Annotated in this window: 19 protein-coding genes; 10 read left to right on the top strand and 9 right to left on the bottom strand. The window is 55.0% G+C overall.

The window, feature by feature from the left end:
- Window position 1: 1 nt before the first annotated feature.
- From aat to infA, 3 genes are all read left to right on the top strand, one after another.
- The gene (aat, locus tag ACTG39_RS07455) at window positions 2-712 is read left to right on the top strand and encodes a leucyl/phenylalanyl-tRNA--protein transferase (RefSeq protein WP_439106913.1); all 711 of its coding nucleotides are present in this window, start codon (window positions 2-4) and stop codon (window positions 710-712) included.
- A gap of 34 nt (window positions 713-746) precedes the next feature.
- The gene (locus ACTG39_RS07450; protein ID WP_439106912.1) at window positions 747-1,478 is read left to right on the top strand and encodes an arginyltransferase; all 732 of its coding nucleotides are present in this window, start codon (window positions 747-749) and stop codon (window positions 1,476-1,478) included.
- Between the two features lie 152 nt (window positions 1,479-1,630).
- Entirely contained in the window at window positions 1,631-1,849 is a 219-nt protein-coding gene (infA, locus tag ACTG39_RS07445) for a translation initiation factor IF-1 (protein WP_008295635.1), read from the top strand.
- A 139-nt stretch (window positions 1,850-1,988) separates the two neighbouring features.
- Here the strand turns inward: infA and clpA are convergent, their stop codons facing one another.
- The 3 genes from clpA to icd form a co-directional block, all read right to left on the bottom strand.
- Window positions 1,989-4,286: an ATP-dependent Clp protease ATP-binding subunit ClpA gene (gene clpA / locus ACTG39_RS07440; RefSeq protein WP_439106911.1), complete on the bottom strand. Its 2,298-nt coding sequence runs from the start codon at window positions 4,284-4,286 to the stop codon at window positions 1,989-1,991.
- Between the two features lie 20 nt (window positions 4,287-4,306).
- Complete coding sequence (gene clpS / locus ACTG39_RS07435) at window positions 4,307-4,642, bottom strand: ATP-dependent Clp protease adapter ClpS (protein WP_439106910.1); 336 nt, start codon at window positions 4,640-4,642, stop codon at window positions 4,307-4,309.
- Between the two features lie 357 nt (window positions 4,643-4,999).
- Window positions 5,000-6,256: an NADP-dependent isocitrate dehydrogenase gene (gene icd / locus ACTG39_RS07430; protein ID WP_439106953.1), complete on the bottom strand. Its 1,257-nt coding sequence runs from the start codon at window positions 6,254-6,256 to the stop codon at window positions 5,000-5,002.
- Window positions 6,257-6,534: 278 nt separating this feature from the next.
- On the opposite strand from icd, the gene ACTG39_RS07425 reads away from it, so the two are divergent.
- From ACTG39_RS07425 to ACTG39_RS07400, 6 genes are all read left to right on the top strand, one after another.
- A complete protein-coding gene (locus ACTG39_RS07425; protein ID WP_439106909.1) occupies window positions 6,535-7,128 on the top strand; it encodes a pseudouridine synthase in 594 nt (197 codons plus the stop codon).
- A gap of 76 nt (window positions 7,129-7,204) precedes the next feature.
- Window positions 7,205-8,311, top strand: coding sequence for a tRNA 2-thiouridine(34) synthase MnmA (mnmA, locus tag ACTG39_RS07420; RefSeq protein WP_439106908.1), 1,107 nt, complete (start codon window positions 7,205-7,207; stop codon window positions 8,309-8,311).
- Window positions 8,308-8,937 carry a high frequency lysogenization protein HflD gene (hflD, locus tag ACTG39_RS07415; RefSeq protein WP_439106907.1) on the top strand — a complete coding sequence of 210 codons (630 nt, stop codon included), beginning with the start codon at window positions 8,308-8,310 and terminating at the stop codon, window positions 8,935-8,937. Before mnmA ends, hflD begins: the two co-directional genes overlap by 4 nt.
- Window positions 8,938-8,962: 25 nt before the next feature.
- Window positions 8,963-10,339 (top strand): adenylosuccinate lyase, encoded by a 1,377-nt coding sequence (gene purB / locus ACTG39_RS07410; protein ID WP_439106905.1) that lies wholly within the window; start codon window positions 8,963-8,965, stop codon window positions 10,337-10,339.
- A 4-nt stretch (window positions 10,340-10,343) separates the two neighbouring features.
- Window positions 10,344-11,462, top strand: a complete 1,119-nt coding sequence (locus tag ACTG39_RS07405) for a cupin domain-containing protein (protein WP_439106903.1) — start codon at window positions 10,344-10,346, stop codon at window positions 11,460-11,462.
- Window positions 11,455-12,378: a GNAT family N-acetyltransferase gene (locus ACTG39_RS07400; protein ID WP_439106901.1), complete on the top strand. Its 924-nt coding sequence runs from the start codon at window positions 11,455-11,457 to the stop codon at window positions 12,376-12,378. The genes ACTG39_RS07405 and ACTG39_RS07400 overlap by 8 nt, the downstream gene beginning before the upstream one ends.
- 44 nt (window positions 12,379-12,422) lie before the next feature.
- Here ACTG39_RS07400 and ACTG39_RS07395 read toward each other — a convergent pair whose 3' ends face one another.
- Genes ACTG39_RS07395 through ACTG39_RS07370 form a run of 6 tightly spaced genes read right to left on the bottom strand, consistent with a single transcriptional unit; the run spans window position 12,423 to window position 20,922 of the window.
- A complete protein-coding gene (locus ACTG39_RS07395) occupies window positions 12,423-12,725 on the bottom strand; it encodes a Rieske (2Fe-2S) protein (protein WP_439106899.1) in 303 nt (100 codons plus the stop codon).
- A gap of 2 nt (window positions 12,726-12,727) precedes the next feature.
- Window positions 12,728-13,696: a methylmalonyl Co-A mutase-associated GTPase MeaB gene (gene meaB / locus ACTG39_RS07390; protein WP_439106898.1), complete on the bottom strand. Its 969-nt coding sequence runs from the start codon at window positions 13,694-13,696 to the stop codon at window positions 12,728-12,730.
- Between the two features lie 4 nt (window positions 13,697-13,700).
- Window positions 13,701-15,854 (bottom strand): methylmalonyl-CoA mutase, encoded by a 2,154-nt coding sequence (gene scpA, locus ACTG39_RS07385; RefSeq protein ID WP_439106896.1) that lies wholly within the window; start codon window positions 15,852-15,854, stop codon window positions 13,701-13,703.
- Between the two features lie 9 nt (window positions 15,855-15,863).
- On the bottom strand, window positions 15,864-16,274 hold the full coding sequence (mce, locus tag ACTG39_RS07380) for a methylmalonyl-CoA epimerase (RefSeq protein WP_439106894.1): 411 nt from the start codon (window positions 16,272-16,274) through the stop codon (window positions 15,864-15,866).
- 34 nt (window positions 16,275-16,308) lie between these two features.
- Entirely contained in the window at window positions 16,309-19,116 is a 2,808-nt protein-coding gene (locus ACTG39_RS07375) for a biotin/lipoyl-containing protein (RefSeq protein ID WP_439106893.1), read from the bottom strand.
- 30 nt (window positions 19,117-19,146) lie between these two features.
- Complete coding sequence (locus ACTG39_RS07370) at window positions 19,147-20,922, bottom strand: acyl-CoA carboxylase subunit beta (protein WP_439106891.1); 1,776 nt, start codon at window positions 20,920-20,922, stop codon at window positions 19,147-19,149.
- Window positions 20,923-21,180: 258 nt separating this feature from the next.
- Here ACTG39_RS07370 and ACTG39_RS07365 point away from each other — a divergent pair, with 258 nt between their 5' ends.
- On the top strand, window positions 21,181-22,551 hold the full coding sequence (locus ACTG39_RS07365) for an anthranilate synthase component I family protein (protein ID WP_439106890.1): 1,371 nt from the start codon (window positions 21,181-21,183) through the stop codon (window positions 22,549-22,551).
- Window positions 22,552-22,567 lie beyond the last annotated feature (16 nt).

Raw genomic sequence — 22,567 nt, 5'->3', positions numbered from 1 at the left:
TGTGCCACTCCTGAACTATCTGGAACCGGGCGAGAGCTTCCCTCCCAGCAGTGAGGCCCTCGCCTACCCCAACGGCCTTCTGGCCGCCGGGGGCCGTCTCGATAGCCAGACACTCCTTGCGGCCTATCGCCGGGGGATATTTCCCTGGTACGAGTCTCCTCAGCCCGTCTTGTGGTGGACACCGGACCCCCGCTCCATCCTTCTCGTAGACGAACTGCATGTGTCGAAGTCCCTCCGAAAAAGCCTGCGCCAAAATCGCCTGAAACTCAGCGTTGACCGGGCTTTTCCTGACGTTATGCAGGCCTGCGCAGCACCCAGAGAAGATCAGCAAGGAACGTGGATAGACTCCGATATGATCCGCGCCTATAGCGCGCTGCACAGAGAGGGGCATGCCCATTCAGTGGAAGTCTGGCGAGAGCAATCTCTGGTAGGCGGTTTATACGGCGTCGCCATTGGCGGAGTGTTTTTTGGTGAAAGCATGTTCTCGCGAGAGAGTAACGCCTCCAAGACCGCACTGGTCGCCCTTGTTTGGCTACTAAAGAAACGCGGTGGCGGTTTTATTGACTGCCAGATAGAGAGCGAACATCTGAACAGTCTTGGGGCAAGAAACGTTTCTCGAGTGGACTTTGAGAATCGACTTCAGCAAACTACTTCTATGACGAACTGCTCTGACAACTGGACACTGCCGGCGCGCACCGGAGAGCTAATTTGACGTTTAGCGCGCTCTTTAATCGAGGTATCGCCTTATGACCTCGTCATTACGCGACCTCAAGGTCTACACCACTTACCCCCATCGCTGCAGCTACCTGGAAGACGAAGAGGCAACCACCCTCTTTATCGATCCCAGGCAAACGGTGGATCAAACGCTCTATAGCAATTTGTCCATGCTGGGCTTTCGACGCAGTGGCAATCACATATATCGCCCTCATTGCAGCCATTGCAATGCCTGCATTCCCGCACGCGTACACGTCAACGACTTCCGTCCCAACAGAACGCAGCGTCGCTGCAGCAAACGAAATGCGGACTTACAGGTAAGCATTCGCAGCTCTGTCTCTAACGACGAGAGCTATGCTTTGTATGATCGGTACATCAGGGCGCGGCACGCCGACGGTGATATGTACCCGCCGGACCGTGACCAGTTTGAGTCTTTTCTAAACAACCCCTGGGATTGCACCGAGTACTGCGAGTTTCGCGAAGATGGACGACTCGTGGCTGTCGCCGTCGTGGATGTCATGCTCGACGGCCTGTCAGCGATCTATACCTTCTTCGATCCCGACGAAGACGCACGCAGTCTGGGCCGCTACGCCGTTTTATGGCAGATCGAAAGATGCAAAACGCTGGGCTTACCCTACGTCTACCTCGGTTACTGGATACGCAATTGCGACAAGATGTCGTACAAATCCGACTATCAGCCGCTGGAAACCCTCATCAATAATCAATGGCAGCGCTCTACGGAAGGCTTAATCGAAACCTTTTGAGCCTTTGAGCCGACCGTCTCCCCGAATAGCGCTGAAACTGCCCATCATGGCGGCGCGATTAGAGCCTAGTTTTCACATCCTATTACGGTGGCTCTTGGAAGGCTTTTCGGGCAGAATGCGCGCTGATTTTTTACTGTAGACCCAACTGAATAATGGCTAAAGAAGATCAGATCGAAATGGAAGGCGAAGTGGTGGACACTCTGCCTAACACCACGTTCCGCGTAAAGCTTGAGAATGACCACGTGGTAACTGCGCACATCTCAGGAAAGATGCGTAAGAACTACATTCGTATTCTCACGGGAGACAAAGTTCGCGTAGAGCTCACTCCCTATGACCTAACGAAAGGTCGCATTACTTACCGCGAGCGCTAAGCTGCATTTTCCAGACTAGCGGATACCCGAATTCCAGACCAGCGGATATCCGTAAAAATGTAGCGCGATAGGCTCTATCAACAGAGCAAAAGCAATCGCGCTAATGACGACGGATCCAACCTCCTCCGCCTTTAAAAACCTAGCTCATTGCCAGCTCGTCTTCAGGCGAGTTTTCGGCCTCAGGAACAGTGACATCCAGACCGTCGCCACTCGCATTGAGTCGCACCAGCGCCGTGCCTCCGGAGTTTGCCAAAGCGCCAAAGAGCACCATCTCGGCCAGGGGCTTTTTGATGTGGTCCTGTATGACGCGATCCATGGGTCTCGCACCCATGTGCTGATCGTAGCCTTTCTCGACTAGCCACAGGCGAGCGTCTTCGTCGACGTCCAGCGTTATACGCTTTTCATCCAACTGGCCCTGAAGTTCCGCAAGGAATTTGTCGACAACGGTGAGAATGACATCCTCGCCCAGGGGCTCAAACTGCACGATGCTGTCCAGGCGGTTTCTAAACTCCGGCGTGAACATCCGACTGATGGCTTCCATACCATCGGTGCTGTGGTCCTGAGCGGTAAAACCAATGGATCGACGACTAATGGTCTCCGCGCCAGCGTTTGTGGTCATCACCAGGATGATGTTCCTGAAGTCTGCTTTGCGTCCGTTATTGTCCGTCAAGGTGCCGTGATCCATCACCTGCAGCAGCAGATTGAAAACCTCGGGGTGGGCTTTCTCGATTTCGTCCAGCAAGACGACGGCGTGCGGATGTTTGGTCGCTGCATCTGTGAGCAAGCCGCCCTGATCAAAGCCTACATATCCGGGGGGAGCACCAATAAGTCGGGACACCGTATGCCGTTCCATATACTCCGACATATCGAACCGGATGAGCTCCAGACCCAAAATCTTCGCCAGCTGTCGGGTGACCTCGGTTTTACCGACACCGGTGGGGCCGGCGAGAAGGAATGAGCCGATGGGCTTGTCGCCGCCTCTAAGGCCTGCCCTGGCCATTTTGATGGAGGTGGACAGGCTGCTCACAGCCGCGTCCTGACCAAACACAACCATCTTCAGATTGCTTTCTAGTTTCTGCAGCACATCTTTGTCATTGCGATTCACAGACTTTGGCGGGATACGCGCAATCTTGGCCACTACTGCTTCTACATCGTGTTTTCCAATCACCTTTTTACGCTTGGAAGGCGATTGAAGCTGCTGATAAGCGCCCGCCTCGTCTATAACGTCAATGGCTTTGTCCGGCAGGAAGCGGTCAGTGATGTAACGGGCTGACAGATCCGTCGCCACACGCAAAGCCTGATCGGTATAACGAAGTCCGTGATGCTCTTCAAAACGCGACTTGAGACCCTTGAGGATTTTGTAGGCATCGTCGGGGCTGGGCTCCATAACATCGATCTTCTGAAAACGCCGGCTGAGTGCCTTGTCCTTGTCAAAAATACCTCGATATTCCTGAAAGGTCGTAGAGCCAATGCAGCGCAGCTTGCCAGAGGTGAGCAGAGGTTTGAGTAGATTACTCGCATCCATCACGCCGCCACTGGCAGCACCAGCACCGATGATGGTGTGGATTTCGTCGATAAATAAGACCGCGCCTTCACGACGCTTAAGCTCCGCAAGGAGTCCCTTAAAACGCTTCTCAAAGTCACCGCGATACTTGGTGCCGGCAAGCAGTGAACCCAAGTCCAGGGAGTACACCTCGGCGCCCTTGAGCATGTCGGGGACCTCGCCGTCTTCTATGAGTTTGGCCAGTCCCTCGGCAATCGCTGTTTTTCCTACCCCGGACTCGCCGACCAGCAGCGGATTGTTTTTGCGACGACGAGCCAGCACCTGAATAACACGCTCGACCTCAGCGGATCGGCCTATAAGAGGATCGATACGACCTTCCCGCGCTTCCTCGTTCAGGTTCGTAGCAAAGCTGTCCAGAGGGTTGCTTTCGCCCTCCTCTGCAGACGTCTCGGTTCTCTCCGGCTCAGACTCACCACCGCCCTGCTCACCGTCTTCGTCTACCTTGGAGATACCATGGGTAATGTAGTTCACGACGTCGAGGCGGGAAACGCTCTGCGTCTTCAGGAAGTAAACCGCCTGTGATTCCTGCTCTGAGAAAATGGCGACCAGCACATTTGCTCCGGTCACTTCGCTTCGTCCCGAGCTCTGCACATGAAAAACGGCTCTCTGTAGCACGCGCTGAAAGCCCAGCGTCGGCTGAGTTTCGCGCTCCTGTTCCTCTTCGGGAATGAGCGGCGTCGTGGAGTCAATAAATTCCACCAGGTCTCCACGGAGACCGCTGAGCTCAGCGCCACAGGCTTTGAGCACGCGAATGGCGTCGTTATTGTCGAGCAGTGCAAGTAACAGATGCTCCACGGTCATGAATTCATGGCGCCGGGAACGCGCTGCGCGAAAAGCGTCATTCAGCGTCTGTTCTAGTTCCTTACTTAGCATGCACTATCTCCTTCGATGAGCTAGTCCTCGGATGCTTCGATTTCACACAGCAACGGATGCTGGTGATCTCGCGCGTACTGGTTAACCTGGGCAGACTTGGTCTCTGCAATATCTTTTGTATAAATCCCGCATACCCCCTTGCCGTGAGTATGCACCGTAAGCATCACCTGCGTGGCTTGCTCGCGATTCATCTTAAAAAACACCTCAAGAATCTCAACAACAAACTCCATGGGCGTGTAGTCATCGTTAAGGAGGACAACCTTGTACAGTGGCGGCCGCTTGAGCTTGGGCTTCGCCTCCTCCAGTGCCAAACCGCCATGATCATTCTGATCGCTGTCTTCATTACGAGACGCCATGCGCCAATGGGCAGAAACCTCGTTGTCTGAGATTCCCCTGAGGACTTGTACATCGGCGACAGAAGCCTGGGACGGTAAAGCCAGAAGCGAGCCACCAGCATTTATCCGGCATGGGGGGCTGCGATGTTGTAAATGACGCTTAATTTGCATTGCTCCGATTATAAGGCTTTTGAAAGCGAGCGCGAGGGTCCAGAGGCCAGTCCCCCGAAATAAGCTCAAACCCCGAAAAAAGTTCAGTGGACCTGCCTCACAGCGGGACGCCGAAAGCGCTGACAACAAAAAACCCGCCGCGGCTGCCCGGGCGGGTTTTGCTGTTGGACGGCTCTAAATAGCAGCCCACACCATTTTCGGAACTCTTTAGGACATAGACGCGATGATCTTCTCGCCAAATCCTGAGCAACTTACCAGCGTCGCACCGTCCATCAGACGCTCAAAGTCATAGGTGACTGTGCCGTTTTGAATCGCTCCATTCATACCGTCGATAATCTTATCAGCGGCTTCGTTCCATCCCATGTGACGGAGCATCATTTCTGCAGAAAGGATAAGAGAACCGGGGTTCACTTTGTCCTGACCGGCGTACTTGGGTGCCGTACCGTGGGTTGCCTCGAACAAGGCGATCTTGTCAGAGAGGTTCGCGCCGGGTGCAATGCCGATTCCACCGACCTGCGCCGCCAGGGCGTCAGACAGATAGTCACCGTTGAGATTCAGCGTTGCTACCACAGAGTAATCTTTGGGACGCGTCAGGATCTGCTGCAACATCGCATCGGCAATAACGTCTTTAACGATGATTTCTTTTCCCGTATTCGGGTTTTTCATTGAGACCCATGGACCACCGTCAAGGAGTTCGCCACCGAACTCTTCCTGAGCTAACTCATAGCCCCAGTCACGGAACGCACCCTCGGTGAACTTCATGATGTTGCCCTTGTGTACCAGTGTCACTGAAGGCAAATCTTGATCGATGGCGTATTGAATCGCCTTGCGCACCAGGCGCTTGGTGCCCTCTTCGGATACGGGCTTGATGCCAATACCGACGTTGTTCGGGAAGCGAATCTTGGTGGCGCCCATTTCATTGATAATGAAATCCACGACCTTTTGAGCTTCTTCAGTGCCCGCTTCGTATTCAATGCCGGCGTAGATGTCTTCGGAGTTCTCACGGAAGATCACCATGTTGCAATCGCCGGGCGCTTTCACAGGCGAAGGCACGCCTTCGAACCAACGTACGGGTCGCAGGCAGGTATAGAGATCCAACTCCTGTCGCAGGGCGACATTCAGAGAACGAAAGCCTCCACCTACCGGCGTGGTCAAAGGCCCCTTTATGGCTACCGAGTACTCTTTGATGGCATCGAGTGTCTCTTCTGGGAACCAGTCCCCTTCATACAGCTCGGCTGCTTTTTCGCCGGTGTATATTTCCATCCACGAGATCTTTTTGTCGCCGCCGTAAGCCTTCTCAATTGCCGCATCAACGACATCTATCATCACCGGGCTAATATCTACGCCGATACCGTCTCCTTCGATGTACGGAATAATCGGGTTGTCCGGTACATTGAGACTGTTATCGTCGTTAACGGTGATACGCGTGCCGCTTTCTGGCACATTGATATGCTGATAACCCATAGATTCACTCCAGGCTTGGCTATTACTGTTGTTAGGCATTCAGAACACACCGTCTTTTGAAGGATGCTCTGACATCAAATTTCCGTTTTATAAACGCTGCAAACTTCATCGGAATCCAGTCAAAAGACGCTATCCGATGAAAGCACAGAGGCGATCAATGAGAGGCAGACTGAAACTGCACAACGCGGGTCTTTTGAACCCTCCGAGCTCCCAAAAATCGCGAGCCATCTTATCAGAATGCGCTGCCACATGGCGGCCTTTTCGTTGAATTTCCATTAATGGCCAAGCTCATTCTTTTTAATAAGCCTTATCGGGTGCTGAGCCAGTTTACCGACGCATCAGAGCGAGACACGCTGGCCAATTACATCACCGAGCCGGGTTACTACCCCGCCGGCCGCCTCGATTATGACTCTGAGGGGCTGTTACTGTTGTGTAACGATGGCCGTCTTCAACAGCGCATTGCCGACCCCAGATTCAAACTGTGGAAGTCTTATTCGGTGCAGCTGGAAGGTGAGATAAGCCCGGAGGCCATAAGCAGCTTAAAGAATGGCGTCACCCTTAAAGATGGCCTGACACGACCCGCACGCGTTCAGAGACTCGCAAGTCCAACCTTTTGGGATCGCACCCCGCCCATCAGAGAGCGCATAACCCAAGCCACAAGTTGGATAGAATTGTCGATCCAGGAGGGTCGCAATCGTCAGGTCCGGCGCATGTGCGCCAGTGTGGGCTTCCCTGTGCTGCGCTTGATCAGGACCCGCATCGGAGATTGGTCCCTTGACGACCTCTCTCCCGGACAACATCGAACCGTCGTAGTAAATCTCCCACAAGGGGCTCCCCATACACCTCAAAAACGCAAGCCCCGAAGGCGCTGACGCGCTAAGCACCAGCGCCGCAGTCTGCTAGAATGCAGCGCCGTTAAAACAGCAATCCGGATCGTAATCACAGCGCATGGCAGCATCCCAAAAAGTCATAGTAGGCATGTCCGGAGGAGTCGACTCTTCCGTTGCCGCCCTATTGCTGTTGGAACAGGGTTACGAGGTGGAAGGCCTGTTCATGAAGAACTGGGATGAGGATGATGGCACCGAGTATTGCACGGCCAAGGCCGACTACGCGGATGCCCAGGCTGTCGCAGACAAGCTGGGAATCACACTCCACGCAGCTAATTTTGCCGCCGAATACTGGGACAATGTGTTCGAGCACTTTTTGGCGGAATATCAAGCGGGACGTACACCTAACCCCGACATCCTCTGCAATCGAGAAATCAAGTTTCGCGCTTTTCTTGACTATGCACTGGAGCTCGGCGCCGATCGTATCGCCACGGGTCACTACGCGAGACGCGGCGTTGTGAACGAGCGCCCCGCACTCCTCAAAGGCCTGGACAACAATAAGGATCAAAGCTACTTCCTCCACGCCGTGGGGCACGTCGAGTTATCGAAAACGCTGTTCCCCCTGGGTGAAATAGAAAAGCCGGAAGTGCGAGCCAGGGCCGCCGCTGCAAATTTGCGCACGCACGACAAAAAAGACTCCACGGGTATTTGCTTTATTGGTGAGCGCCGATTCAAAGACTTCCTGCAACAATACCTCCCCGCTCAGCCGGGACTGATCAAAACCCTTGATGGAGCGACGATCGGCGAGCACAGCGGCCTGATGTATCACACCATCGGGCAACGCCAGGGGCTCGGCATTGGAGGATTGGCGGCACACAACGAGGAACCCTGGTACGTGGCCGGCAAAGATCTTGGCGATAAAGTTCTGTGGGTGGTTCAGGGCAACGAGAATCCAGCGCTGTTTTCTCAGGAGCTGTGGACCGAGGAGCTGTTCTGGATAAGCGGGCAGCCTCCCTCACTGCCACTGCGCTGCCAAGCCAAGGTTCGCTACCGCCAGCCTGATCAGGAGTGCGTCGTTACGGCGGAAAACAACGGCTATCGGATACATTTCGATGCACCTCAGCGGGCCATCACGCCCGGACAATCCGTCGTTCTTTATGACGATACGGTGTGTTTGGGCGGTGGCGTCATCACCACCACCTCAGCAAACCTGGCCTTGACAGCATGAGTGAACTACGAGAACAGACCATCGCTTTAGCCGGTGTGGCTCAGGCTGCCCGCATGGTGGATCAGATTTCCAAAACCGGCAGCTATCCGCTGGAATTTTTAGAGAGCTCCGTACACAGCCTGTTCGTATTTGACCTGGAACACGCTGAAGATATTTTTAAGGGACTCGCCGGCGCCAGACTGGGCCTGCAAAACCTTTGTGCTCTGCTGGCCAACCAGCAGGAAGTTGAGCAAAGAGATGTGGTTCGCTACTTTTTTAACATCCTGCACCTGGAGCGTCGTTTTGCGGCAGATGAGCAATTACGCAATGTCGTGCGATCCCGTTTGGAGCATGCGAACTTTCGCGCTGAGCACTTTGCCAATCATGTGGGTGACGTTTGTCACAGCGTATCCGGCGTCTATCAGGACACCTTCAGTAAGCTCCCACAGCGCATCAAGGTAATGGGCAGTGCTCAACATCTGGAAAACAGCCAGAACGCCGACATCGTCCGCAGCTTGTTGTTAGCTGGCATACGTTCGGCCTACCTTTGGCGGCAGCTCGGCGGCAAACGCTGGAAGTTGGCTCTGCAGAGAAAGACAATGCTCAAAAGCGCGCAGGAATTATCTCGTGGCCTAGGCCTCGTCTAAAGCACAGAAAGGAAAACACCTATCCATGGACGATCTACCTTTAAGCCCTCTCACTGCCGTCACACCATTAGATGGCCGCTACGCAAGCAAGACCCGCCCCTTGGCGGACATGTTCAGCGAGTATGGCCTTATCCGCCGTCGCGTTGTGGTGGAAGTACATTGGTTACTGGCGCTTTCGCGCGAGCCTGCCATCACCGAAGTCCCGCCGCTATCGCCACAGGCCGTTACGCGCCTTCAGGGCATCGCCGATAACTTTTCAGTGGATGACGCAGCGGACATTAAGGCCATAGAAGCCACGACCAATCATGACGTGAAAGCCGTGGAGTATTTTATAAAACAGCGCTTTGAAAGCGATGAAGAACTGCAGCGTATCAGCGAGTTTGTACACTTTGCCTGCACCTCCGAAGACATCAATAACCTCTCTCACGCGCTCATGCTTCGCGACGGGCTCACTCAGGTACTCATGCCCGGGTTTGAAAAGCTGGCCACAACACTCTCGGGAATGGCCCGGGATCTTGCCGAGCAGCCGATGCTTTCGCGCACCCATGGACAAACGGCCAGCCCCACGACCATGGGTAAGGAGATTGCCAATAGCGTAGCGCGCTTAAATCGACAACTTACGCGCATCTCCAGCGTGCCGCTGCTGGGCAAAATGAACGGCGCTGTGGGTAACTACAACGCCCATTTGGCGAGTTACCCCCATATTGACTGGGAAGCTTTCAGTGCGGCTTTCATCGCAAACCTGGGACTTAAGCAGAATCCCTATACCACCCAGATAGAACCGCACGATTACATGGCCGAACTCTTCGATGCCATTGGTGGCGCCAATACCGTCATGCTCGACTTTTCCCGGGATGTCTGGGGTTACATCTCTCTGGGCTACTTCAAGCAAAGAACCGTTGCGGGTGAGATCGGATCTTCCACCATGCCGCACAAGGTCAATCCCATCGACTTCGAGAATGCCGAAGGCAATCTGGGTCTGGCAAATGCGGTGTTCACGCATCTTAGCGATAAGCTCCCGGTCAGCCGCTGGCAGCGCGACCTCAGTGACTCCACGGTGCTTCGCAATATGGGCATTGGCTTTGCCTACACGCTCATCGCCTTGGAGTCCCTCGCCAAAGGGATAGGTAAACTGGAAAGCAACCCCGCCCGCATGGACGACGACCTGGATGCCAGTTGGGAAGTGCTCGCAGAACCTATACAAACCGTTATGCGTCGTTACGGAGTGGAAGAGCCCTATGAAAAACTTAAGGCCCTCACCCGGGGACAGCGAGTTACTGCCCAGCGTATTCGTGAGTTCATAGACACCCTGGACATACCCGAAGAAGCCCGGGAAGGGCTTCGGGAACTGACCCCCGCGAGCTACGTGGGTAACGCCGCTGAACAGGCGAGGAACATCTAGAGCGGTGCTTCGCTATCGCCTGCAGCTGGACGTTACGGAGTTTCTCGCGCAGTACTGGCAGCGTAAGCATCTGTTTGTTCCCGGGGGTTTTGAGAACTTCGAAGTACCCGCCGACGGCGATGAGCTTGCCGGACTTGCCATGGAGTCCGGGCTCGATAGCAGGATTGTCGTTCATGAGGGTTACAGCTGGCATCAGGAACGCGGTCCGTTTACGACAAACAGCTATGATCGACCGGGTAGCTGGACCTTATTGGTGCACGGTGTCGACCAGCATTGGGATGACGCCGCCGAGCTTCTTCACGCTGTGCGTTTTCTCCCCACCTGGCGTCTGGATGACGTCATGATGAGCTACGCGACAGACGGCGGGAGCGCCGGTCCGCATTACGATAACTATGATGTATTTATAATTCAGGGCGCCGGTCAGCGACTGTGGCAGATAGGCGGTTTGTGCAACGGAGAGAGCCCCCTCCTGCAGGACACGGACTTACGGCTTCTGGCGGATTTCGAAGTACACAGTGAATACCTAATGAATACAGGCGACGTGCTTTATGTGCCCCCTGGGATCGCGCACTACGGTACCAGTGTAGGCGAGTCCACAAGCTTCTCTATCGGGTTTAGAGCGCCGCGGCAAAGTGATCTCCTCGCCCGCTGGGCTGATAATCGCCTCACGGACCTGGAGGACGATCTCCTTTTTCAGGATCCGGCAAGAGAAGCGGCAAAGCACGCGGGGGAGATCACCACAGAAGATCTGAATCTCGCTCGAGCGCAGCTCCTTAGCGTGTTTGATAACGACGACCCTCGCTGGTTTGGTGAGGCGATAACCAACAGTGCAGCCGGCTCCGACCCGGCGCCCGACCCTGCCACTGAACTTAATCTCGAGGAGCAAGGTACCTGGGTTGCCCGAACGCCCGAGAGCCGAATAGCATGGCATGCGCGCAACGATGAGTTGCTGGTGTTCGCCCACGGCTGCACTCACGACGCCCCTGTGGCTCTCCAGAAGACTTTAGAAGCCCTCTGTGGCAATGAAGACGTTCTTCTCGAAGAGACACTGAACGCCCATGATGCCGCTCGGGGCCTCCTACTCTGGCTCTATACTGAAGGGGCGATTTTTTTCTATGACTGAGTCCCAGGAAGTACTGGTACGAGAGGCGCTATGGTCCGCAGATGCCGCCGAACTGGAGCGTCTGAGAAGCGCAGTATTTGTGCTGGAGCAAGGCGTTCCCAAAGACATCGAATGGGATGGGCGCGACGACAAGGCTATCCATGTCATCGCCGAACTCAAAGGTGTGGCCATTGGCTGTGGTCGCCTGTTGGCCGACGGGCGCGTTGGAAGACTGGCTGTTATCGCCCAATACCGAGGTCAGGGTATCGGCGCAAGGCTCCTCAGCCAGCTTGTAAGCCTCGCAAGACAGCGTGGTGACAGACACCTTTATCTCCACGCCCAGATTGACGCTGTGCGGTTTTATGAAAACGCAGGCTTTGTTGCTGACGGCGAGCCCTTCGATGAAGCTGGCATCAAACACCTCAATATGAGCAGCACACTGGATTACCGGCGGTGGAATGAAGCAATCATGCAGTTGCGTTATCCAGATCCTTTTGCGGAGCTCGTGGTTGCGCAGGCTCACCACGCACGGCGGGAGTTACGCATATTGAGTCCGAATCTCGACAATCGAGTCTTTGATCAGGAAGACCTTGCCACCGCCATCAGGGCGTTTCTGCGGGGCGGCAATCTGAGCCATGTAAAAATTCTGGTTCAGGACGCGCGGGCGATTGTTCAAAGGGGACATCGCTTGCTAGCCCTCAGTCGACGCCTGCCAAGCCGCATAGAGATTCGCCGGCTGGCAGAGCACCCACAGTGGAATGGCGAGACATTGGTCGTGAGGGATCGCGACAGCCTGCTTGAATTACCTAGCAGTGACGCTGATTTCGGATTCTATCGGCCTAACGATCGCCCACGTAGCGAGGCGTCGCTTAGCCGATTTGATGAACTCTGGCGCCTGGGTCACGTTGATCCGGAGTTTCGCGCTCTATCCATTTGAGGGACTGATAAACAGCGGCCGCGATCTAGCGCACTGCAAACGCTCTACTCATCGACACCTACGGTGTTTCCCTCATAAACCACGGTGTGCACCCCCAGAGCCGCACATTCATGACCGCTGGCGGTGCCGCTTCGCAAAGAAAACTGGATGCCGTGCTTTGGGCAGGTAAGCAGGCCGCTATCAACGCGCGCCCCATCCAGCGCCTGCCCCTGATGGGGACAATGGCGATCAATCAAGTGCAGAGCCCCTCCCTCCTGAAGAAGTAACAACTGACGCCCACGGACAGTAACGACCTTTCGGTAGCCATCGTGCAGGTTCATCAGCTTTTCGAGGGCGCGGTATGCCATGCCTAAGCACTATTGAGCAAGTCGATAACCCGCCGCGCGGCTGTGTACGGCGTAATGCGCTGCGCCTCGACTTCGGACTCGAGCTTCGGAAGTTCCGCTGTTACGGCTGCACTCTCCTTGAGACGCCGTAACAGCATTGACTGCACTAACTGATGCATCCATTGCCGGTTCTGCGTGGCCCGTTGATGCGCAAAGAAACCCGATTCTGTGGTCGACGTCACGTAGGACTTAATGATGCTCCAAACCTCATCAAGACCGGTCTTCTCCAGAGCTGAGCAGCGCGTGACTACAGGAGTCCAGTGGGCCTCGCTTCTCAGCAGGCCAAAGGCAGACTGATACTGGGATTCCGTGGCAGCAGCAATACCGGCGCCCTCACCATCCGATTTATTGATCACGAGAGCGTCGGCAATCTCGACGATGCCTTTCTTAATACCCTGGAGCTCATCGCCACCGCCGGGCAGCATGAGGAGCATAAAGAAATCCACCATGCCCGCGACCTGGAATTCCGACTGCCCTACCCCTACGGTCTCCACGATGATTACGTCATAGCCCGCGGCCTCACAGAGCAGCATGGTTTCACGCGTCTTTTGCGCAACACCACCGAGTGTTCCGCCCGAGGGAGTAGGACGAATAAAAACGTTCTCCTCCAGAGACAGCTGTTCCATGCGGGTCTTATCACCCATGATGGATCCGCCAGCTACCGGTGAACTGGGATCCACGGCCAATACAGCCAGGCGATGCCCCGCTGACAAAAGCAGCTGTCCAAAGGACTCAATGAATGTGGACTTGCCTACGCCCGGCACGCCGCTAATACCGATGCGAATGCTCTTGCCGGTGTGCGGTAACAGCGCCTCGAGGAGTGTTTGAGCCTCCTCGCGATGGGCAGGCAAGGAGCTTTCCGTCAGCGTTATTGCCTTGGCAAGCGCTCTACGATTCCCCGCCAGAATACTATTGGTGTCGAGCGCAGGCACTCAGTCACTCCGTGGCCGCGTTGACCGCCTCAAGTACTTCTCGTGCGGCCTCGGGTATTGCTGTGCCAGGGCCAAAAATGCTTTGTACGCCCGCCTCTTTTAGCGCCGGGTAGTCCTGCTCGGGGATAACGCCTCCGGCGATGACAACAATCTCGCTGGCGTCGAGTTTCGCCAACTCAGCAATCAACTCCGGAATCAGTGTTTTGTGCCCCGCCGCCAGGCTTGATGCGCCTACGACGTGCACATCGTTTTCCACAGCCTGTCTTGCCACCTCAGCCGGGGTAGAAAACATGGGCGACAAGTCAACATCAAAGCCCACATCCGCGAAGGCCGTCGCTACCACTTTGGCGCCGCGGTCGTGCCCGTCCTGGCCCATTTTGCAAACCAGCATACGTGGGCGACGCCCATGGCGTTCGACGAAACTATCAATGTCAGCGCTAATCATTTTCCAGTTCTCATCATCCTCAAACGCGGCACCGTAAACACCTGACACCGTTTGAGCATGCGCGGTGAATCGCCCAAACTCGGCTTCCATGGCGTCGGATATCTCGCCAACGGTAGCACGGAGCCGCACTGCGTTAATGGATAGCTCGAGCAAGTTACCCGGGCCACCGGCCGCACATGCCGTGATATCAGCCAGCACCTTGTCCACGGCCGCCTTATCTCTGGAGCCTCGAATCTCCTGTAGCCGGGCAATTTGCGCTTCACGCACCGCCGCGTTATCGATATCCAGGATGTCGATAGGGTCTTCCTGTGTAGGCGCATACTTGTTCACACCCACGATGACATCGTCGCCGCGATCAATACGCGCTTGCTTCCGTGCAGCAGCTTCTTCAATACGCAGCTTGGGCATACCGGTTTCGATAGCCTTGGCCATGCCACCGGCATCTTCGACTTCCTGAATAAGCTCTCGAGCTTTGTCGGCAATCTCCTGCGTTAGGGACTCCATCATGTAAGAGCCTCCCCAGGGATCAACAACCTTGGTTATACCGGTCTCTTCCTGAAGAATGAGTTGAGTGTTGCGGGCAATACGGGCAGCAAACTCCGAAGGCAATGCGATCGCTTCATCCAGTGCATTGGTATGCAGGGATTGGGTACCGCCGAAAACCGCTGCCATAGCTTCGATCGTCGTGCGCACCACGTTGTTGTAGGGATCCTGCGCCGTGAGGGACCAGCCTGACGTTTGGCTGTGGGTTCGCAGCATTGAGCTCTTGGGATTTTCTGGAGAAAACTCGGCAACGATCTCACTCCAAAGGAGACGGGCCGCGCGCATCTTGGCGATCTCCATGTAGAAGTTCATGCTCACACCCCAGAAAAACGATAGGCGTGGCGCGAAATCGTCAATTCCCAGTCCCGCGGCAATCGCTGTGCGAATGTACTCTTTGCCATCCGCCAAGGTATAGGCGAGCTCCAGCGCAGCGTTGGCTCCGGCCTCCTGTATGTGATACCCGGAGATCGAAATGGTATTGAAACGCGGCATGTTCGCCGAACAATAAGAAATGATGTCACCGATAATCCGCATGCTCGGTGCCGGTGGATAAATATAGGTATTGCGGACCATGAACTCTTTCAGAATATCGTTCTGGATAGTGCCTGCGAGTTGATCCTGAGCGACGCCCTGCTCTTCAGCTGCCACGATGTATCCCGCAAGCACGGGCAATACCGCACCATTCATGGTCATCGACACAGAGACTTTATCCAAAGGAATCTCATCAAACAGAATCTTCATATCTTCAATGGAGTCGATCGCTACCCCCGCCTTACCCACATCACCCGTCACGCGCTCATGATCAGAGTCGTAGCCCCGGTGCGTCGCAAGATCGAATGCAACAGATATTCCCTGCCCTCCTGCAGCCAATGCTTTTCGGTAAAAAGCGTTGGACTCCTCCGCGGTACTAAAGCCCGCATACTGGCGAATAGTCCAGGGACGACCTGCGTACATGGTTGCCTGCGGCCCACGCACATAGGGCGCCATCCCAGGCAGGGTATCTGCGTGATCGAGGCCGACCATGTCAGCCGCGGTATACAAAGGCTTAACGGGGATACCCTCTGGCGTTTCCCAAATCAGATCAGCGGGACTTTTACCCTTCATTTGCTTGGTCGCCAGGGCGTCCCATGCCGCTAACTGCTCGGCGCTTGCTTTGTTGCTATCGCTCATCACTAATTCTCAGTGCTCGTCAGCAGGTTGATTGAGTTCGACCAGAACGCCGTCACAGCTGCGTGGATGAATAAATATCGTCAGGGAGTTATGCGCACCCGGGGCCGGTTCATCGGCAAGAAACTCGTAGCCCTTTTCACGCAGTCGCTCCACATCCGCATAAATGTCATCCGAGCGAAAGCACAGATGGTGGAGCCCTCCCCCACGCTTATCCAGATACTTGGCGATGGGACCTTCGCCATTCAGGGGATGAACAAGTTCGATGTTGGTCGGCGGCAGCGGGATAAAGGCCGTAGAAGTCTTGGCCGCTTCGACATCCTCGCGACCTTCAAAAGGCAGACCAAAGTCCTCACAGAAACGTTGTATGGACTTTTCCAGGTCCGGCACTGCGACCGCGATGTGATCCAGGGCGGTAATCATGGCTTGCAACTCCTAAGCTGACGCATCTTACAAACTATAGTTGATCCAGGTAGCGGGCTGTCGCAGCGCGTCGTCTTGCTGCAATCTCCTCAGGCGACTCCACGACAATTTTTTCGTCTGGAGTAATTCGAAACACCGGCTGTCCCTTACTAATAATCATGCCGTCGCCGTCAACCAGGACTTCTTCTATGGTGCCGGCGAAGGGGGCATAGACTTTGTTGAACATCTTCATCACTTCAACAATGTAGAGGGGGTCTCCGGCATCGAAGTGATCGCCTTTCTCCACGAAAAGCGGCGACTCAGGCGTTTCTCTGCCGTAAAACATGCCGCCGCTGGCAGCAAGAATCTCATCGGATTTGGCCACAGGCGGCGGTACAAGCACTTTAGCCATCGCCGTTTGCAGCTCGGGATCGTTTAAGCGATCGGGGATATCGATGCTCAGATCGTCGTTCACGCAGAGAGAGAAATATGCTGTCGCTTCAGCAATTGCAGGAAGAATACTGAGTATGGAACATCCTGATTGATAACCACGGTGTGCTGCCTGAGCGGCTGCCCACTCCTCAGGAGACAGAGCAACGCCCTCGGGAGCGACAGATTCTGAAAGCTGGGTTTGCATGGCAAGCCAGTCTTCGGCGGGCAGCAGCTCTTCCAGCTTGCCGTAGAACGCCTGCGCCTCGCGAAGAATATCGTGATCATGCTCCCAAATCATGCCTGCCGCGGGAGCACCCGGGAGGTAATCCATATTCAGGAAGTGATACAGGTCAGCCAGGAGCTCGATGGGATTATCGTTCCAACTGACTCGCCCGTTGATCATCGTGTAGCTGTCGCAATGAATGCTTAGCCAACCGCTCAGGAGGTGGGGCTGCTCCAGAAGAAGCTCCATAGGACGCAGCAACAGGGTGTGCTTTAGGTCCAGAGTCGATGCCAGGGATGTGTCTTGCTCATCACCAGCAGCTTCAATCTCCAGCCGGCTCAGTTCCCGCCACGCATGCTCCAGATCGATATCCAGCGCCTCACGCTTCAATTCACCGACTGCTGTGAGGTAAGGAACGATAAAACGCGTCGTGGGACGCGCATTGATGTTTTGTCCCAGGAACCAGTTCACCAGGCCGTAATGAAATTCCAGATTGGTGGCGAGATCCTTGCCGCGCATTTGCGTCTGGCGGATCGTCTCGGCCATTCGCTGATAACAATCCAGTCGCGTATTACCCACGGTCAAGAGCAAGGCGATGTTCGAATCATAGGCACCCGCGAGGGTGTACTTCATGAATACGTCAGTATCGGGATTGTGCAGGCTGATGCCCTGATCATCCCTGATCTCACCTTCGATGGCGTCCGACCAGTACTCAATGACGCCCCCTGCGCTGGGTTGAAGAGCCTGGTTGGTGGCGTTGAGACGCGCTTCCACACTGTCGTTGTACCGGGGCACACGATGAGGTTTTGGTAACTTGGGTCCGTGCGCTGCCAGCAGCACCATCGCCTCGACCAGCGACTCCACTACAAAGTGGTCTTCGGAGTTTTCAGGATTGGAGAACCGCAAGGCGTAGCAAAGCTCTGTGACGCGGTGCTCCACCTGAATCCGCGTATTCATCTCCATAAAGAAATGCTTATCGCGATCCACAATACACTCAAAGGTGGACACAGAATCCAGCCCCACGGCCTCGCCAAAGCGCGCGGCCTCATCTTCCATCTGCGCCAGAGTGCGAACATCCTGCTCGAGAACTGCTGCCTCAGTGCTATTGCCTTGCGCTTTGGCTTCTTCTAAGGCCAATGCAAGTGAGTCCAGCGTGACGGACACTTCCAGTAGCTTCTGTTCATGCATTTGTAATGAGCAGTCGCGACCGCCCAAACTCATGCTCCAGATTCCGTTACCAATAACCTGAATTTCCTGATGTCGCGTCGTCTCGATATTCAGCTCTACCAAAACGTTCTTGTTGTCGCCCACGCCGGTAGTTTTGACCTCATTGAGGATCTCGCGAACCATTTCACCCGCTCGATCAGCCTCACCGATTCCCAGGATTCGCTGGCCCTTACCACCGCCGCCACTAATCGCTTTGAGTCGCACGCGATTACTGGGGTACTCCTCGCTCATGCGCAGCACAGCTTCGGTGATGGTCTCACTCAGCTCATCAACGGTGTAAAGATCTACCCCTTTGCTATAGCTTGCCGCCAAAACCTGGTCAGCCGCGGCCTCCAGTTCAGGATCCAGGGATTCGGGCTCGAGAGGCAGACCCTCAGCCTGGATGAGTGCTGCTAGCGCGGCGTGATCGGGATGGCGCTTTAGCAAGGTAAGCGCCGTGGCGTTATCGATACCAGGTGTAACTGAGACGCCTGTTTTTAATGCCGTGCGCTTGGCTTCATCTTTAAGGCCCGCATCATGCACGGTTCGCGAACAAGGGCCTATAAAGTTAAGACCGGTAGCCTCCATAGCGGCCACCATGGTCTCGTCTTCGGCCATAAAGCCATAACCGGCAAAGATCGAATTGTATCCGTTGTCCCGCGCAATCCCGATAATTTGCTGAATGCGCTGATCACGTTCTTCTTTGTTTGCGCCCGTGTAATCGGGCACCCGATGAATACGCTCGGGATCGGGCATAACCCGCAGTTCTGGCGCCAGTGCGTTTTGATAAACGATAGAGTCTTTTTCGGAGAGCAAAATACCGATATGCCGGATACCCATCTCACGAAAAACATCGATGGCTTCTTTGCGGATTGGACCACGGCAAATGATCAAGGGGCGCATATGTGAGCAATCAAACTGACTCACCCAGGCACTGCTTTGGCGCGCGAGCTGTCGATCGCCATGGATTAATGGGTTCTTCAAATAGTATTCGTTAGACACGGCAGCCGGTCCTTAGCAAATAGGTATGGATCAATGGAATTCGCGCTGTACACCATCCATCGGTGCGGGTTCGTAGTTGCGCAGGCAAAAGTCCATGTGCTCGGCAAGTACTTGCCGTAAATCCGAGGGCATGACGATTTGAGAAATAGAGCCGAGACTCAGGGCCTCGTTGGGATTCATGAGCTCCTGTTCGTAACGTTGCGCCAGCAGCTGCTCTTCGGCCTTCATCCAACCATCCACCAGCGACTTTGCAGCATCCGCCGCTTCGTCTTTGGAAAGCCCCGCTGCCTGCTGCGCCTCGAGCTCCTGCCCGAGGCGAGTCTTGGCCTCTGCACGAAGCTTTTTAAGCTCATCCTTGTACACATACTCAACACCCGCAGGGCCCATCACCGCCACGCGCGTGGTCGGCAAAGCCACCACGAAGTCAGCGCCCGTAGAGTAGTTGTTGTAGGAGGCATAGGCGCCCCCAAAGGCGTTACGCACAAGCACCAGAAAGCGCGGCGTGCGCAAATCGACTATCGCATCCAGCATCGCACGACCCGCCTGCACGATGCCTCGAGACTCCTGCTCCCTGCCGGGCAGGAACCCTGTAGTGTCTTCGAGGAAGATAATCGGGATGTTGTACAAATTACAGAAGCGGATGAAACGCGCGTTTTTATAGGCCGCACCAATGTCAATTTGACCTGATGCAACTGCAGAATTATTGGCAACAAAACCAATAACGTTACCGCCCATGCGGCCCAGCGCCGTTATGGTGTTGCGCGCCCGTTCAGACTGCAGCTCAAGAAAATCGCCATGATCGCAGAGCTGCTGAATCAAGACGGTAATGTCGATAGGTGTATTAAATCCCGTGGGCGAGTTAAAAGCCTTTTTCAGCAAAACGTCGATATCCCAGGTCTTGCGCGAAATGGGGTCGGACGATGGCTGATGGGGCGCCGCCACGCCGTTATTACTCGGTAAGTAGTTGAGAAGCTCGCGCACTTTGCGAAGCGCAGCAACTTCATCAGGCACTACAAAATCCGTTACGCCTGACTGACTGTGAACTCCCGGCCCACCGAGTTCATCGGGTGTAACGTCTTCACCCAGTACTGACTTAACAACCCCGGGTCCTGTCAGCCCAAAAAAGGTGTCGTTGGGTTGTATGAGAAAGCTGCCCTGTCGGGGCAGATAGGACCCTCCCCCCGCATTAAAACCGAACATGCACATGATGCTGGGTACGATGCCGCTGATCTTGCGAAGCGCAGTAAAGGCGTCCGCGTAGCCATCCAAACCCCCAACGCCCGCGGGGATGTATGCACCTGCAGAGTCATTAAGACCGACAAGGGGTATGCGCTGCTTCGCAGCCAGTTCAAACAGCCGCGCTAGCTTTTCACCGTTGGTCGCGTCCATGGAGCCCGCACGCACGGTAAAGTCATGGCCATAAATTGCGACATCCCGACCGCCCACGCGAATCAGAGCAGTAACCAGTGATGCGCCGTCGAGATTTGGCCCCCAGTTTTGATAAAGAATTCTTGGGGGTTCATCGGCAAGACAGTCAATGCGCTCCCAAACTGTCATACGTTTTTTGAGATGCTGTCGCTGTATACTGCGTACACCTGACGCTGTATGCGGTCTTCGCTGCAAAGCGGCACCCGCTTTCATGGTTTCCTCGAACAAGCCCGGAGCACTCTGGATTTGCCCCGGCACCTCAAACTGCTGCTCCTGTGCTGCTGCGAATGGATTGCTTAAAGTGGCATAGGGCAGATTTGAAGCGTTGACTGAGCCTTGTGCCGAGTCTTTGGCCCGACCGTTCGATGAATCACTCATAGATGCGAACAACTCTCTTTCGGAAATTGGAGTACTGACTTGTCTTGTAATGTTTTCGCTATCTTTCTCTTCCGGCTTCTTCCCCATGGGGGATGCGGCGGTGTCAGTATACGAAAACGTCCGAGCTTGCCGATACTCTGCTCAGAGCCTTGGGATAGGACAAAATCAAGGCGTTTAATCCTAGGGGCTAGGTAGGTGAAAGTCAATTTAAACAATAGCTTATGAGAGTTATCAACATCCAATGTAAGCATCGAAAACATGCCTGTTGAAAAGCTCGATGACATAAAACACAGCGTCTCACTACCCTACTTCAGCAACGCCTGTGATATTTACGAACGAATCCGCTGCCTGGGCTCTGCGGTTCTACTCGATAGCGCAGATGGCACCGCGCGAGGACGATTCGACATCCTGGCGGCTCAGCCTGATGTGGCACGCAGCCTAACGATTGATTCCAGCTGCTCAGGGCCCGCGTTGGACGATGCGCTACAGCGATGGCAGACCCTCGCGGAGCAACAGACTACCGAGCTACCAAACCCCCACGATCTGCCTTTCCATGGGGGCTACATTGGCCACTTCAGCTACGAGCTCGGACGGCGACTCCACAACCTGGCGCCCTCTTCGGACCAAACACTTCCCATCGCCAGCGTTTACTACTACCCATGGGCAATCGTTCAGGATCGACAGAAAGAACGCAGCTGGCTCGTGGGGGAACCCCAAGCGCTTAAGGCCGCAGTAAAGAGGCTCAATAGCCTGCTTTTAGACGATAACTCAGAGCCGGCAACCCAGAGTTTTAAACTAGAGCAGGCCTTTGAGCACAGCTGGTCCCTGAACGAATACCGGCAGCACTTCGATACAGTAAAGCGTTACGTCGGCCAAGGGGACTGCTATCAAATCAACATCGGGCAGCCCTTCTCGGCGCCTTACTCGGGCGATCTGTTTGATGCCTATCGTCAGCTTCGCACTATCGCAAAAGCACCTTTCAGCGCCTTCTTCCCGCTGACGAAGGAGCATTCTCTTCTTTGCCTGTCACCAGAACGCTTTCTCACTGTTGAAGACGCTCAGATTGAGACACGCCCTATCAAAGGCACACGACCCAGACACAGGAACACCGCGGACGACCAGGCCGCCGCCGCAGAGTTGCTGGCCTCTGAAAAAGAGCGCGCGGAGAATCTGATGATTACCGATCTGCTGCGTAATGACATAGGCCGCTACTGCACCCCGGGAACTGTTCACGCGCAGGAGCTTTTTACCCTGGAGAGCTATTCTACGGTTCATCACCTGGTTAGCGTCGTAACAGGCCTGTTATCGCCCCGCCATAGCACTCTGGACCTGCTTCTTGGCTGCATGCCCGGGGGATCCATCACCGGAGCGCCAAAACATCGGGCCATGCAAATCATTGACGAGCTTGAACCCGCTCCAAGACAGTCGTGGTGTGGAAGTCTCTTTTATCTCTCCCGTCACGGCAGACTCGACAGCAATATTGCCATTCGAACACTGTTTAACGAGGGGCAGCGACTCCACTGCTGGGCGGGGGGTGGCCTTGTGGACGACTCGGAGGCAGAAGCTGAATATCAGGAGCAACAAGACAAGGTCGGTGCTTTTCTCAAAACATTGGAAAAGACCCTGTAACAAGCTGTCCGCTACC

Source organism: Congregibacter sp. (genome assembly GCF_965662665.1).
Classification (GTDB): Bacteria; Pseudomonadota; Gammaproteobacteria; order Pseudomonadales; family Halieaceae; genus Congregibacter.
This window is presented reverse-complemented; position numbering and strand designations above follow the sequence as displayed.